At 45.2% G+C, this 15,343-nt stretch carries 10 protein-coding genes; 8 read left to right on the top strand and 2 right to left on the bottom strand.

The features are described 5' to 3' along the window. The first annotated feature begins 27 nt into the window (after nucleotides 1–27). Genes KSX81_RS17290 through KSX81_RS17275 form a run of 4 tightly spaced genes read left to right on the top strand, consistent with a single transcriptional unit; the run spans nucleotide 28 to nucleotide 6,278 of the window. Nucleotides 28–1,563: a glycoside hydrolase family 28 protein gene (locus KSX81_RS17290; protein WP_118418878.1), complete on the top strand. Its 1,536-nt coding sequence runs from the start codon at nucleotides 28–30 to the stop codon at nucleotides 1,561–1,563. Next, nucleotides 1,514–2,116: a DUF4450 domain-containing protein gene (locus tag KSX81_RS17285; RefSeq protein ID WP_118418877.1), complete on the top strand. Its 603-nt coding sequence runs from the start codon at nucleotides 1,514–1,516 to the stop codon at nucleotides 2,114–2,116. Before KSX81_RS17290 ends, KSX81_RS17285 begins: the two co-directional genes overlap by 50 nt. Then, nucleotides 2,113–3,516 (top strand): glycoside hydrolase family 28 protein, encoded by a 1,404-nt coding sequence (locus KSX81_RS17280; protein ID WP_004301550.1) that lies wholly within the window; start codon nucleotides 2,113–2,115, stop codon nucleotides 3,514–3,516. The genes KSX81_RS17285 and KSX81_RS17280 overlap by 4 nt, the downstream gene beginning before the upstream one ends. Next, entirely contained in the window at nucleotides 3,513–6,278 is a 2,766-nt protein-coding gene (locus tag KSX81_RS17275; protein ID WP_004305257.1) for a glycosyl hydrolase, read from the top strand. The genes KSX81_RS17280 and KSX81_RS17275 overlap by 4 nt, the downstream gene beginning before the upstream one ends. A gap of 346 nt (nucleotides 6,279–6,624) precedes the next feature. Here KSX81_RS17275 and KSX81_RS17270 read toward each other — a convergent pair whose 3' ends face one another. Both KSX81_RS17270 and KSX81_RS17265 read right to left on the bottom strand, forming a co-directional pair. Then, nucleotides 6,625–7,797, bottom strand: coding sequence for a MalY/PatB family protein (locus KSX81_RS17270; RefSeq protein ID WP_004301548.1), 1,173 nt, complete (start codon nucleotides 7,795–7,797; stop codon nucleotides 6,625–6,627). 184 nt (nucleotides 7,798–7,981) lie between these two features. After that, nucleotides 7,982–8,971 (bottom strand): hypothetical protein, encoded by a 990-nt coding sequence (locus KSX81_RS17265; RefSeq protein ID WP_004301547.1) that lies wholly within the window; start codon nucleotides 8,969–8,971, stop codon nucleotides 7,982–7,984. Between the two features lie 332 nt (nucleotides 8,972–9,303). Here KSX81_RS17265 and KSX81_RS17260 point away from each other — a divergent pair, with 332 nt between their 5' ends. From KSX81_RS17260 to KSX81_RS17245, 4 genes are all read left to right on the top strand, one after another. Continuing rightward, the gene (locus KSX81_RS17260; protein ID WP_004301546.1) at nucleotides 9,304–9,450 is read left to right on the top strand and encodes a hypothetical protein; all 147 of its coding nucleotides are present in this window, start codon (nucleotides 9,304–9,306) and stop codon (nucleotides 9,448–9,450) included. 200 nt (nucleotides 9,451–9,650) lie between these two features. Further along, nucleotides 9,651–10,436, top strand: coding sequence for a Cof-type HAD-IIB family hydrolase (locus tag KSX81_RS17255; RefSeq protein WP_004301545.1), 786 nt, complete (start codon nucleotides 9,651–9,653; stop codon nucleotides 10,434–10,436). Nucleotides 10,437–10,438: 2 nt separating this feature from the next. Further along, entirely contained in the window at nucleotides 10,439–12,433 is a 1,995-nt protein-coding gene (locus tag KSX81_RS17250) for a tetratricopeptide repeat protein (protein WP_004301544.1), read from the top strand. A 365-nt stretch (nucleotides 12,434–12,798) separates the two neighbouring features. Then, on the top strand, nucleotides 12,799–15,327 hold the full coding sequence (locus tag KSX81_RS17245; RefSeq protein ID WP_004301543.1) for an AsmA-like C-terminal region-containing protein: 2,529 nt from the start codon (nucleotides 12,799–12,801) through the stop codon (nucleotides 15,325–15,327). Nucleotides 15,328–15,343 lie beyond the last annotated feature (16 nt).

The following is a 15,343-nucleotide window of genomic DNA, read 5'->3' as shown; positions in this document are numbered from 1 at the left end:
GTATTAAGAATCAGGCATTAGATAAATATGAAAACCAAAAGCATCTTCCCCCTGTTCCTATTGGCAGGCACACTTTTGACAGCAGCTTGCGCCACCCCAACGGCTAAACAGGCAGGAAACAACAGCTTCGAATGGGGGCAAGTACCGCAACAACCGGATTTGTCATGGGCCGATAGTGTAGGCAGCCGGCAAATGCCCGGAAACCATGTAATTTTATCCGCTAATTCTTTTGGCGCAGTAGCAGACAGCACGGTGCTTAGCACGGAAGCTATCCAGAAAGCAATTGACAGTTGTGCCGTCAGCGGTGGAGGAACGGTAGTTCTCCAGCCGGGATATTATCAGACTGGCGCACTGTTCATAAAAAGCGGTGTCAACCTGCAACTGGACAAAGGGGTGACTTTACTGGCCAGCCCATCCATTCATCATTATCCCGAATTCCGTTCGCGGATTGCAGGAATCGAGATGACATGGCCCGCGGCAGTTATCAACATTGTCAATGAAAAGAACGCTTCCGTCAGCGGAGAAGGAACGCTGGACTGCCGGGGAAAAGTATTTTGGGATAAATATTGGGAAATGCGGAAAGAATACGAAGCAAAAGGATTGCGCTGGATTGTGGATTACGACTGCAAACGGGTACGGGGCATCCTCATAGAACGTAGCTCGGACATTACATTGAAAGGATTTACCCTGATGCGTACCGGTTTTTGGGGATGTCAGATTCTTTACTCCGATTATTGCACGATAGACGGATTGACCATCAACAACAATATAGGTGGACACGGTCCGAGCACGGACGGTATCGACATTGATTCTTCCTGCAATATCTTGGTCGAAAACTGCGATGTAGACTGTAACGATGATAATATCTGTATCAAATCGGGACGGGATGCAGACGGACTGCGGGTGAACCTTCCTACGGAAAATGTGGTCATACGCAATTGCATCGCCCGCAAAGGTGCCGGACTTATCACCTGCGGAAGCGAAACTTCCGGTAGCATACGGAATGTATTGGGATATAATCTGGAAGCAATCGGCACCTCCGCCGTGCTGCGGTTGAAAAGCGCCATGAACCGTGGAGGGACAATCGAAAACATTTATATGACCGAAGTAAAAGCGGAAAACGTCCGTCACGTGCTGGCGGCGGACTTGAACTGGAACCCCAGTTACAGTTACAGCACTTTACCCAAAGAGTATGAAGGGAAAGAAATCCCGGAGCACTGGAGAATCATGCTGACTCCGGTAATGCCTCCCGAAAAAGGTTATCCGCGTTTCCGCAATGTCTACGTATCAAAGGTAAAAGCGGAAAATGTGGACGAATTTATCTCCGCTTCGGGATGGAATGATTCGTTACGTCTGGAAAATTTCTATCTTTATGCCATCGAAGCGCAGACCGACAAACCGGGCAAAATCTGCTATACGAAGAATTTCAACTTGTCTGAAATCACATTAAAGACAGAAGAAAAGAATGTCATTGAACTAAAAGAGAATGAACAAAGTAATATCAACTTCAACTATGTTAAGACATCTCCTGACCATCGTACTGCTGGGAATCTTGCTCATTGATGCGCAAGCACAAGCACTGACGCCACCTGCCGGCACTTTCCGGTTGGGTATATCAAAAGGAAATGAAAGCCACTGGCTAAAGCCTAAAGAAAAGATACGGGGAGTGTCCTTCCAATGGAAAGCACTGCCCGATAGTCGTGGATTTATCCTGGAAGTAGAAGTCGCCTCTGCTCCGGAAGCCGATGCCCTATTTTGGAGTTTCGGCGATTGCCAACCGGATTCGGACATCAATGTATTCAGCGTGGAGGGACAAGCCTTCACTTGCTACTACGGAGAAAGTATGCAATTACGGACGCTGCAGGCTGTCACTCCTACCGATGATATTCGCTTGAGTGACGGACATAAGGATGCAACTCCCCTGATGCTTTATGAATCAGGCAAACGAACCGACCGCCCTGTACTGGCCGGACGTTGCAGTCTCTCCCCGGCTTCTTCCCGAAACGAAGGAAGCAAGCCTTCTCGGCTTTACTTCTGTTTCTACGAACAGAATGAAAAAGCGGATTACAACTACTATATGTTACCGGATATTTTTGCCAAAATCGACAAAAAATGAAAAGGATCTATTTATTATTCAGTCTGTTAATAGGTTGCATCTATCTACATGCAGCCATTTATAATGTAATGGACTTCGGAGCCAAAGCGGATGGGAAAACGATTGATTCGCCTGCCATCAATCGTGCGATTGAAGCGGCCGCACAGGCCGGAGGAGGCACAGTATATCTACCTGCAGGAGAATATGCGTGTTATTCCATCCGGTTAAAAAGTAACATTCATATCTATTTGGAACAGGGCACCCGTATCATTGCCGCCTTTCCCGGAAAAGAGGAAGGATATGATACCGCCGAACCGAATGAACATAATAAGTATCAGGATTTCGGTCACAGCCATTGGAAAAACTCTTTAATTTGGGGAATCGGACTGGAGAATATTACGATCAGTGGTCCCGGCTTAATCTACGGCAAAGGCTTGACCCGTGAAGAGAGCCGCCTACCGGGGGTAGGCAATAAGGCTATCAGCCTGAAAGATTGCAGAAATGTGACCCTGAAAGATTTATCCATGCTGCATTGCGGGCATTTCGCCCTGTTGGCTACCGGAGTGGATCATCTGACGATTCTGAATCTGAAAGTAGACACCAACCGGGACGGCTTCGATATTGATTGCTGCCGGAACGTACGTATCAGCCAATGCACGGTGAACTCCCCCTGGGATGATGCCATTGTATTGAAAGCCTCTTATGGATTAGGACGCTTCCAAGATACGGAAAATGTGACGATCAGTGATTGTTATGTCAGCGGCTTTGACAAAGGCAGTGTAATGGACGGCACTTGGCAGTTGGACGAACCGCAGGCTCCCGATCATGGTTTCCGTACGGGACGCATCAAACTCGGCACAGAAAGTAGTGGAGGTTTCCGCAATATTGCGATTACGAACTGTATCTTTGAACATTGCCGTGGATTGGCATTGGAAACGGTAGACGGAGGACATCTGGAAGATATTGTAATCAGTAATATTACAATGAGAAATATAGTCAACGCACCTATTTTCCTCCGGTTGGGCGCACGTATGCGCAGTCCTGAAGGCACTCCTGTGGGCACCATGAAACGTATTCTTATCAGCGATATCAATGTATGGAATGCCGACAGCCGGTATGCTTCTATCATCAGCGGAGTGCCGGGTGCATGTATTGAGGACGTAACTTTTCGGAATATTCACCTCTATTATAAAGGAGGATATAGCGAAGAGGATGGCAAACGTATTCCGCCCGAACAGGAGAAAGTATACCCCGAACCCTGGATGTTCGGCACTATTCCCGCCAAAGGGTTTTATATCCGCCACGCACGGAACATTACCTTCGACGGCATCCGCTTCCACTTTGAACAGCCGGACGGACGACCGCTTTTTGTAACTGATGACGCAGAAAATATAGAATACTATAACACACTGAAAGAATGATGAATAAAAGACAATGGATAGTTCTTTGCCTGCTCGCCGCAGGTGGAGTAATGCAAGCACAACAATGGCCGGACACTCCGGTGGAAGCACGTCCCGGCGCCAGATGGTGGTGGCTGGGAAGTGCCGTAGACGAAAAGAATCTGACGTATAATCTGGAAGAATACGCACGTACCGGAATGGGAGCAGTAGAAATTACTCCTATCTATGGGGTGCAAGGCAATGACGCGAATGATATTCAGTTCCTTTCTCCCCACTGGATGGAAATGCTTAAGCATACACAAGCGGAAGGAAAACGTACGGGTATTGAGATTGATATGAATACCGGAACCGGATGGCCTTTTGGCGGACCTGAAGTTAGTATAGAAGATGCGGCTACCAAGGCTATCTTCCAGACATACGAAATAGAGGGCGGCAAAGAGATTGAACAGGATATTAATGTGACCGATCCCAAGCAACAACCATTTTCTGTACTAAGCCGGGTGATGGCATATGATGAGAAAGGCAAATGTATCAACCTGACTGCTCACGTCAAAAAAGACAAACTGCAATGGAAAGCGCCTGCCGGCAAATGGAAAGTGATCGCTCTTTACATCGGAAAAACAAGGCAGAAAGTGAAACGGGCAGCTCCGGGAGGAGAAGGCTATGTGATGAATCATCTCTCAAAAAAGGCGGTAAAAAATTATCTTTCCCGCTTTGACCGTGCTTTCAAAAGTAGCAAGACAAGTTATCCACATACTTTCTTCAACGATTCATACGAAGTTTATCAAGCTGACTGGACGGATGATTTCCTGGAACAGTTCGCTCGTAGACGGGGGTATAAACTGGAAGAACATTTCCCCGAATTCCTGGATAAAAACCGTCCGGAAGTTAGCAGACGTATCGTGTCGGATTACCGGGAAACCATTTCCGACCTCTTATTGGAGAACTTCAGTCATCAATGGACAGACTGGGCACACAAAAACGGTAGTATCACCCGTAATCAGGCACATGGTTCGCCCGGTAATCTGATTGATATCTATGCTTCCGTGGATATTCCGGAATGTGAAGGTTTCGGACTGTCGCAGTTCCACATCGAAGGATTGCGTCAGGACTCATTGACCAAAAAGAATGATTCGGACCTGTCTATGCTGAAATATGCCTCCTCGGCAGCTCATATTGCAGGAAAAACGTATACTTCTTCCGAGACATTTACATGGCTGACGGAGCATTTCCGTACTTCCCTGTCGCAATGTAAACCGGATATGGATTTGATGTTTGTTTCCGGAGTCAATCACATGTTTTTCCACGGCACTCCGTATTCTCCGAAAGAAGCCGAATGGCCCGGATGGTTGTTCTACGCTTCTATCAATATGAGTCCGACAAACAGTATTTGGCGTGATGCTCCTTCGTTCTTCAACTATATCACCCGTTGCCAGAGCTTTCTGCAAATGGGACGGCCGGATAATGATTTCCTGATTTATCTTCCGGTATATGATATGTGGAATGAACAACCGGGACGATTGTTATTATTCACGATACACCACATGGATAAACTGGCTCCTAAGTTTATCGACGCTATCCATCGCATCAACAACAGCGGGTATGACGGGGATTATATTTCCGATAACTTTATTCGCAGTACACGTTTCAAAGACGGACAGTTGGTTACTTCAGGCGGAACGGGCTACAAAGCATTGGTAGTGCCTGCTGCACACCTAATGCCGAGTGATGTATTGGCACATCTTTATGAACTGGCCAAACAGGGAGCTACTATCGTATTCCTCGAAAATTATCCGACAGATGTACCGGGATACGGTCAGTTGGAACAAAAACGCCAAAGTTACCAGCGTACGCTCCGGCAACTTCCGGCTGTTTCTTTCTCGGAAACAACCGTTACTCCAATCGGAAAGGGGAAGATTATCACAGGAACGGATTATGCACGCACATTGGCCAGCTGCAATATTTCTCCCGAAGAAATGAAAACCAAATTCGGACTACAAGCGATCCGAAGAGTGAATGATACGGGACACCACTATTTCATCTCTTCCTTGCAAAATAAAGGAGTGGACGGTTGGATCACATTGGGAACGAATGCAGCCGCAGCCGCTCTCTTCAATCCCATGACCGGAGAATGTGGTGAAGCTAAGGTAAGACAGGCAAACGGAAAAACACAAGTCTATCTGCAATTAAAATCCGGTGAATCGATCATTCTGCAAACATATCAACAACCTTTGCAGGCATCCAAACCGTGGAAGTATGTCAAAGAGCAACCTTTCAGTCTTCGTCTGGATCATGGTTGGAAGTTACACTTCGCCGAAAGCAAACCGGAAATTCAAGGAACATTTGATATAGATCGCCCCTGTTCATGGACCCATATCGATCATCCGGCAGCCCAAACGAACATGGGAACCGGTGTTTATTCCTTAGACATCGAATTGCCGACTTTGCAGGCCGACGACTGGATTCTTGATTTGGGAGATGTACGCGAAAGTGCCCGTGTCCGCATCAACGGACAGGAAGCGGGATGCGCATGGGCAGTGCCTTATCAACTAAAGGTGGGCCAGTTCTTAAAACCCGGAAAAAACCACATCGAGATAGAAGTCACGAATCTCCCTGCGAATCGAATTGCAGAATTAGACAGGCAGGGAGTGCAGTGGCGCAAATTCAAAGAAATCAATATTGTTGATTTGAACTATCGTCCGGCCAATTATGGACATTGGAGTCCATTACCCTCCGGCTTGAATAGTGAGGTACGGCTGATTCCGGTAAATGTGATGCCATAGTTGAGACATTGTCATATCATCATACCGCAACAAACTACTTTTTCAATCTTGTACTTAAGACTTTTCAGTGCAAAGATTAAGGGTTTTCAGTACAGAGATTAGTAGTTTTTTATGCAGTCGGTAAGTCGTCCCGTTACAATGGGACAATAGGCACATTGCAAGGTGACCAATATCACCTTATAAGATGATATTGGTCACTTTGTAATATGATTACCTGTCTTTGGGAAGATGAGAAGCACTAAAGATACAAAATTAAATAGTAAAAAGCAAGAGTGAGACAGGAAATATAGCTTCATCCCCTGAACGGATTGATTTTATTTCCGAACCGGGGAATGGACTTAAAAGACTATTTTAAATCCATTACAGCCTGCTCCAACTGTTTCAATGCTTTTTCCAGCGTAGCACGTGGACAAGCAACGTTCAACCGCATAAATCCCTCGCCTTCCTTACCGAATGTTGTTCCATCATTCAGCGCCAGATGAGCATCTTCTACAAAAAGACGGTTCAGTTCTTCCTGATTGAGTCCCAATGCGCGGCAATCCAGAAAGATCAAGTAAGAGGCTTGCGGACGGATCATCTTGATAGCAGGAATATGTTCTTTCAAATACGTTTCAGTGAAATCCACATTTCCTTTAATATATGCTACCACTTGGTCCAGCCATTCTGTACCATGACTGTAAGCAGCTGCTACACTTAAATAAGCAAAGAGATGTCCTTCGCTAAACTCGCTTGCTTCCATATATGTCTGGAAACGGTGACGAAGTTCGTCGTTCTCAATAATTGCATAAGAACTAGCCAATCCCGGCATGTTGAATGCCTTGCTGGGAGACATAAAGACAAGAGAGTTCATCCGTGCCTTCTCTGAAATCAAAGCAAAGGTAGGATGTTTGTATGGAGGTAGGGTTAAGTCAGCATGAATCTCGTCAGAGATAACCAATGTGCCGCTTTCATAGCAGATGTCGGCTATTTGAGACAGTTCCTCTTTGGTCCATACACGTCCACCCGGGTTATGGGGGTTGCTTAGAATAAGCAATTTGCATCCTTGAATATCTTGACGGAAGCGGTTGAAATCAATATAATATTGTTCATCTTTCAGGACTAACGGGCTGAATACCACTTCACGTTCATTCTTTTGAGTGACTAAAAAGAAAGGATGATAAACAGGGGGCATTACCATTATCTTATCTCCTTTTTGCGTAAAGCAGTGGATCACAAAAGCCAAGCCGCGAACAATACCGGGAGTGAAAGTCAACATCTCTTCACGGATTGCCCAACCATGGCGCTCCTTCACCCAGTTAATAATAGACTCCGACCATTCTTTGCAAGCAAATGTATATCCGAGTACTTCATGCTCCAGGCGTTTTTTCAAAGCCTCTATGACAAAAGGAGCTGTGCGGAAATCCATATCAGCTACCCACATTGGAATCAGGTCATTGCGTCCCCAACGATTCTCTACTGCATCCCATTTTACGGAATCTGTACCATGACGGTTTATTATTTCATCAAAATTATAGTTCATACTGCATAATATTGTTAGGTTATGTGTATAATAAACAGTTAGCAAAGATAGTTGTTTTCGTGGTATTACCGAAAGGCAGCCTCTAATTTTGTATGCTCTATCAAAACATAGAGGGCCGGAGCAATACAGCATCCGACCCTCATATTCATACCCTGAAAAAAAACTAAGAACCTATTTGTCTTTATTATTCATTCCAACGATGCACTATAAATCCACGCTTACCATCTTCTGTTTTTAAAGAGATGAAATAGATATGCGGATGGCTCGTCGGACCTGTACCGATACGTTTTTCCAAAATAAACTCGGTCAGTTTAACGGCAGAGGCTGCTTTGTCTGTATACGAAGTCTTAGTGTCATTGATAGTCGTTTCAAACTTCGGATTACGGTTGGCAGCATTCACACAATTTAAATTGTTTGCCCAACCACCGTTAAAGTAGACATAATATGTATCTTTCACTTCACCGTTTTGTTGATACCAGTACATATCTTTTGGCGTCGCATAAGATCCGGTACTGGAAACTCCGGCCGTGTTAATATCGGCACGATAACCATCCCAATAAATACGTGGCGTCGGGTCGTCAAGATTGAGCGGTACCCATAAATCTATGGAACGGCTTTCCTTTTCCTGGTCGGTCACAGTAATAGTTGTACCACCGTCACCTACCACAGTAACAGTTACTGTAGTGCCGGAGATTGCCACAGTAGCTACCCCTTCATTCAGAGATTTAACGGTATAACCGCCATTACCGGTCAGTATTTTCATTTCACGAAGAATAACACCGTCATTATCCAGACGCAATACTTCCACTCCCTCCGGGAGCGATTCGAGTGTCAGTTCCTGAAGTTTACGTACTTCAACCGTCATGAGAGCACGATTGTAGCTATCATCCGAAAGACGAACGATGGTGCTACCTATGTCACTGCCTGTCAACAGTATCTCGTTGCCAACCACCTCGGCAGTCACCACATCCTCATTATCACTCTCTACACGATAATTCACACCGTCCAAACCAATACCGATATGCAGGACTTCTCCCTCAACGAGCACCGGATTGTGCGTAGTAAGCGGAACATTGACATAAGGGTAATACACATCTTTGTCATTTTCACATCCCGTCATCAAGCAGAGAAGAGCTAGAAAAGGGATAAAGGATAAATATTTTATTTGTTTCATTGATTCAAGATTTTTAAAGCCCGATTAAATCTCCCCAAGGGAATATCCGGACAGACTGTTAGTTTTATCAAGTTCTGCAATATCCCGTCTTATTAAAACAGAAAGAAGCATAATTGCCATCCCATTAATAATTAGGATTCTGATTTATCGGCCTGCTGCAACGAGGCACCTTACTGCCTACTTTTGTACATTACGAATGGTTTGGCAATATCAAAATTAACCATGACGAACTTTTCATCCGGATCATCGAGAAACTGCTTCCTATCGTAGAAGCGAATAATGAACCCAGAAAGGTTATCGTATTGTCCGACGTGCTTTTCTCGTTTGACGGAATGAGCGAAACGGCATTGACTTTCAAAATAAAAGCACTCAAGAAACTTGGACAAAAAGCGTATGCACAAAGTGTTTATGACCGTTTCCAAAAGGAGTACCAGCAACTCTATGGAGAGAAGTATAAGGAGAATTCGTTAGAAGAATAAAGACTTGATGCCATGCTTGGGAAACTTTTTTAGTCAAAAGAATAAAGGAACCTATTATAATTAATCATTTTATTAGGCACTTTTAAATAATTGTGTTCCTATCGATAAGAGTAGAGACTTAAAAAAAGCATAAGAGAAATCTCCTAATTGCTATTTACATAGAAAAATAGTACTTTTGTACTCCATTCAAAAAAGAATTTATGACGAAAGCATTATTTTTTGATATAGACGGAACATTGGTCAGTTTTGAAACTCACCGCATCCCGTCGTCTACCATTGAGGCACTGGAAGCCGCCCGTGCAAAAGGACTGAAGATATTTATCGCTACGGGACGTCCGAAAGCCATTATCAACAACCTCTCCGAATTGCAAGACCGGAATCTGATTGATGGATATATCACCATGAACGGGGCTTACTGCTTTGTCGGGGAACAGGTAATCTATAAAAGTGCCATCCCCCAGGACGAAGTAAAAGCGATGGGAGATTTCTGCGAGAAAAAAGGCGTTCCCTGTATCTTTGTAGAGGAACACAACATTTCCGTTTGCCAGCCCAATGACATGGTGAAAAAGATATTCTATGATTTCCTGCACGTGAATGTGATTCCGACTGTATCTTTCGAGGAGGCAACCAGTAAGGAAGTCATCCAAATGACACCCTTTATCACGGAAGAGGAAGAAAAAGAAATCCGTCCGTCTATTCCTACCTGCGAGATAGGCCGATGGTATCCTGCATTTGCCGATGTGACCGCCAAAGGAGACACCAAGCAAAAGGGCATTGATGAAATAATCCGCTATTTTGATATTAAACTCGAAGATACCATGGCTTTCGGAGACGGAGGAAATGACATCAGCATGCTCCGCCATGCAGCCATCGGAGTAGCCATGGGACAAGCCAAAGAGGATGTGAAAGCCGCTGCCGATTATGTGACAGCTCCCATCGACGAGGATGGCATCAGCAAGGCAATGAAGCATTTTGGTATTATCTGATTATGAGCGTAGACACCAATAACGCAGCGTTTCAAGACGCCCTGAACCTGATTCAATATACGCGTCAATCGGTTTTCCTGACCGGGAAAGCGGGTACAGGGAAATCTACATTCCTGCGTTACGTCTGCGAAAATACCAAAAAGAAACACGTTGTACTCGCCCCGACAGGCATCGCTGCTATCAATGCCGGAGGAAGTACGATGCATAGTTTCTTCAAACTCCCTTTCTATCCGCTGCTGCCGGATGACCCGAACTTGAGTCTCCAGCGTGGTCGTATCCATGAATTTTTCAAATACACCAAGCCTCACCGGAAGCTGTTGGAACAAATAGAACTGGTCATCATCGACGAGATTTCAATGGTAAGGGCGGATATCATTGATGCCATCGACCGAATCCTACGTGTATACTCTCATAATCTGCGCGAACCTTTCGGAGGAAAACAACTGTTATTGGTAGGCGACGTATTCCAACTGGAGCCCGTCGTAAAAAACGACGAACGGGAAATATTGAACCGCTTCTATCCTACACCCTATTTTTTCTCTGCCAGAGTATTCGGCCAGATAGACCTGGTATCCATCGAACTTCAAAAGGTATACCGCCAAACAGACCCCGTTTTTGTCGGCGTCCTCGACCATATCCGGAACAATACAGCCGGAGCGGCTGATCTGCAACTACTGAACACCCGTTATGGAAGCCAGATAGAAGAATCGGAAGCTGATATGTATATCACTCTGGCCACCCGTAGAGACACGGTAGACTCTATCAACGAAAAGAAACTGGCGGAACTTCCCGGAGACCCAATTACTTTTGAAGGAGTCATCGAAGGAGATTTCCCCGAAAGCAGTCTACCCACCTCACAAGAGCTCGTACTGAAACCCGGTGCACAAATCATCTTTATTAAAAATGATTTCGACCGCAGGTGGGTAAACGGTACCATTGGTGTCATTGCCGGAATTGATGAGGAAGAAGAAACCATCTACGTTATCACCGACGATGGAAAAGAATGTGACGTAAAGCGTGAATCATGGCGCAATATCCGTTATCGCTACAACGAAAAGACAAAAGAAATAGAAGAAGAAGTCTTAGGTAGCTTCACACAATATCCCATTCGGTTAGCTTGGGCCATCACTGTCCATAAGAGTCAGGGACTGACTTTCAGCCGTGTAGTCATCGACTTCACAGGTGGTGTATTTGCAGGTGGACAAGCATACGTGGCACTAAGCCGCTGTACCTCACTGGACGGTATTCAGCTCAAAAAGCCTATTAACCGTGCTGACGTCTTCGTCCGCCCCGAAATCGTAAACTTTGCCGGACGTTTCAACGACCGGCAGGCTATCGACAAAGCTCTGAAACAAGCGCAGGCCGACGTGCAATACGCTGCTGCTTCACGCGCTTTCGACAAAGGAGACATGGAGGAATGTCTGGAACAGTTTTTCCGCGCCATTCATTCCCGCTATGATATTGAGAAATCTGTTCCCCGCCGTTTTATCCGACGTAAACTTGGTGTCATAAACACCTTGAAAGAGCAGAATAAGAAACTCAAAGAGCAAATGCGCGAACAGCAGGAACGCCTCCGCCAATATGCTCACGAATATCTATTAATGGGTAACGAATGTATCACCCAGGCACACGACTCACGTGCCGCCCTCGCCAACTACGACAAGGCACTTAGTCTCGACCCTAATTATGTGGATGCCTGGATACGCAAAGGAATCACTCTCTTCAACAACAAAGAGTATTTCGATGCTGAAAACTGCTTCAACACTGCAGTCACCCTCTATCCGGCAAACTTTAAAGCTGTCTATAACCGTGGAAAGCTCCGGCTAAAAACAGAAAACACAGAAGGTGCCATTGCCGACCTGAACAAGGCCACTAGCCTGAAACCGGAACATGCCGGTGCACACGAACTCTTCGGAGACGCTCTGTTGAAAGTCGGGAAAGAAGGAGAAGCCGCCTTACAATGGAGAATTGCAGAAGAACTTAGAAAGAAAAAATAGCCTATTCTTCCCGACCTCCGCACCTATCCATCTTTGTCATCTACACACTTACATAAAAATCATCCTACACACAATATCTCCATCAAACAGTGCCCCCGCATGGCCTCCCGGCCTCGTTTTTCCGACGTCAAGCGCAGGTGGTTTCTCCGGCGTTAAAAAGGGCAGACTGTTTGAGCGTAGCGAGTTTCTGCCCTTTAGCCGGAGGAAACACCGGAGTAGTCGGAAAAACGCAGCCTTGATTCTTTCTTTTTGGTTCCTTTTCTTTCGTATCAAGACGAAAGAAAAAGAACTGATTCTCCCTCTATATCAAAAACTTTTATTAGTTTTGCTCTTTGTAATATCTCAAACTCTTAAAATAGAAGCAAATGAAAAAAGGTTTGAAAATCGCAGCTATCACAGTAGGAGTCATCATCATTCTGATGTTCCTTCTTCCTTTCGCCTTCCAGGGAAAGATAGCCGACATTGTAAAAACAGAAGGCAACAAGATGCTTAATGCACAATTTGACTTTAAGAACCTTAACATTAGCCTGTTCCGTAACTTTCCACAGGCTTCTGTCACTCTCGAGGATTTCTGGTTAAAAGGTACTGGTGAATTTGCCAACGACACCCTTGTACAGGCCGGAGAAGTTACTGCCGCAGTCAACTTATTCTCTCTTTTCGGAGATAGCGGTTACGATATTTCTAAAATATTTATTGAAGATACACGTTTACATGCCATTGTATTGCCGGACGGACGTGCCAACTGGGATATTATGAAACCGGATACAACAGCAACAGCCGAAGCTCCTGTTTCAGAAGAAGAAGCATCTTCTCCTTTCAAAGTGAAGCTACAACGCTTTGTTATCAAAAACATGAACCTGATTTATGACGATCAACAAGGGAAGATGTATGCTGATATCCGCGACTTTAACGCAGTCTGCGCCGGAGACTTAGGAAGTGACCGCACTACTCTGAAGTTGGAAGCGGAAACCAAATCACTTACTTACAAGATGAATGGAATCCCTTTCCTGGCCAATGCCAATATCTCCGCAACAATGGATGTGGATGCCGACCTTGCCAATAACAAATACACATTAAAAGACAACACCATCCGCCTCAACGCCATTCAGGCAGGTATCGACGGTTGGGTAGCCTTGAAAGATCCGGCTATCGACATGGACTTGAAACTTAACACGAACGATATCGGGTTTAAGGAAATCTTGTCACTGATTCCAGCCATTTATGCAACGGAATTCTCCAGTCTGAAAACAGACGGAACCGCTACGCTTACTGCAACGGCCAAAGGTATCTTGCAAGGCGACACCGTTCCTGCATTCAACATTGATATGCAAGTCAAGAATGCCATGTTCCGCTATCCGGCTTTACTGGCAGGAGTGGATCAAATCAATATCAGTGCCAACGTCCAGAACCCGGGAGGAAATATCGACCTGACGACGGTCAATATCAATCCTTTCAGTTTCCGTCTTGCCGGAAATCCGTTTAGCCTGACGGCTAATGTAAAAACACCGATCAGCGATCCGGACTTTAAAGCTGAAGCTAAAGGGATTCTCAATTTAGGTATGATAAAACAAGTCTATCCACTTGGAGATATGGAGTTGAACGGTACCATTGACGCCGATATGCAAATGTCAGGACGCCTTTCCTATATCGAAAAAGAGGAATACGAACGTATGCAAGCTTCAGGTACTATCGGACTGACGGGTATGAAACTCAAAATGAAAGATATGCCGGACGTAGAAATCAAGAAGTCTCTCTTCACTTTCACCCCGAAATACCTCCAGTTGAGCGAGACAACCGTCAACATCGGAAAGAATGATATCACAGCCGACAGTCGGTTTGAAAACTATATCGGTTACGCATTGAAAGGTACTACATTGAAAGGAAACCTGAATATTCGTTCCAACTATTTCAATCTGAACGACTTCATGGCCGCTTCTGCGGATGAAGCGACTGCATCAGAAACTGCGTCTACCGACTCCGTAGCTACAGCTGCCACGGGTATTATGGAAGTTCCCCGCAACATCGACTTCCAAATGGACGCTAACCTGAAACAGGTGTTATTCGATAAGATGTCTTTCAATAATATGAACGGCAAGCTTGTGGTAAAAGATGGCAAAGTGGATATGAAAAACCTCTCCATGAACACCATGGGTGGCAACGTGGTCATGAACGGCTACTACTCCACTGCCAACGTAAAGAAGCCGGAAATGAAAGCCGGATTCAAACTCTCCAATATCGGTTTCGCACAAGCTTACAAAGAATTGGACATGGTGCAGAAGATGGCTCCTATCTTCGAAAACCTGAAAGGTAATTTCTCCGGAAGTATTAATATACTGACAGATTTGGATGCAACCATGAGCCCTGTACTGAATACAATGCAAGGTGATGGCAGCCTTTCCACCCGTGATCTTAGTTTGAGCGGAGTGAAAGCAATCGACGAAATAGCCGATGCCGTTAAACAGCCAAGTCTGAAAGACATGAAGGTGAAAGATATGACACTGGATTTCACCATCAAAGACGGACGCGTAGAAACCAAACCGTTCGATATCAAGATGGGAGACTACACATTGAATCTTTCCGGTAGCACAGGCCTCGATCAAACCATCGACTACTCCGGAAAAGTGAAGTTGCCGACATCTGTAGGCAATATCTCTAAACTAATGACTCTTGACTTGAAGATCGGAGGTTCATTTACCTCTCCGAAAGTCAGCGTCGATACTAAAAGCATGGCCAATCAAGCTGTCGAGGCTGTAGCCGATGAAGCTATCAGCAAACTCGGACAGAAACTGGGACTGGACTCTGCCGCTACCGCCAATAAGGATTCAATCAAACAAAAGGTGACAGAGAAAGCAGCAGAAAAGGCACTGGATTTCTTAAAAAAGAAACTCAAATAAGAGAGAAGGAGAATGA

This window comes from Bacteroides sp. MSK.18.37, assembly GCF_019129155.2.
In the GTDB taxonomy this organism is placed as follows: domain Bacteria; phylum Bacteroidota; class Bacteroidia; order Bacteroidales; family Bacteroidaceae; genus Bacteroides; species Bacteroides ovatus.
This window is presented reverse-complemented; position numbering and strand designations above follow the sequence as displayed.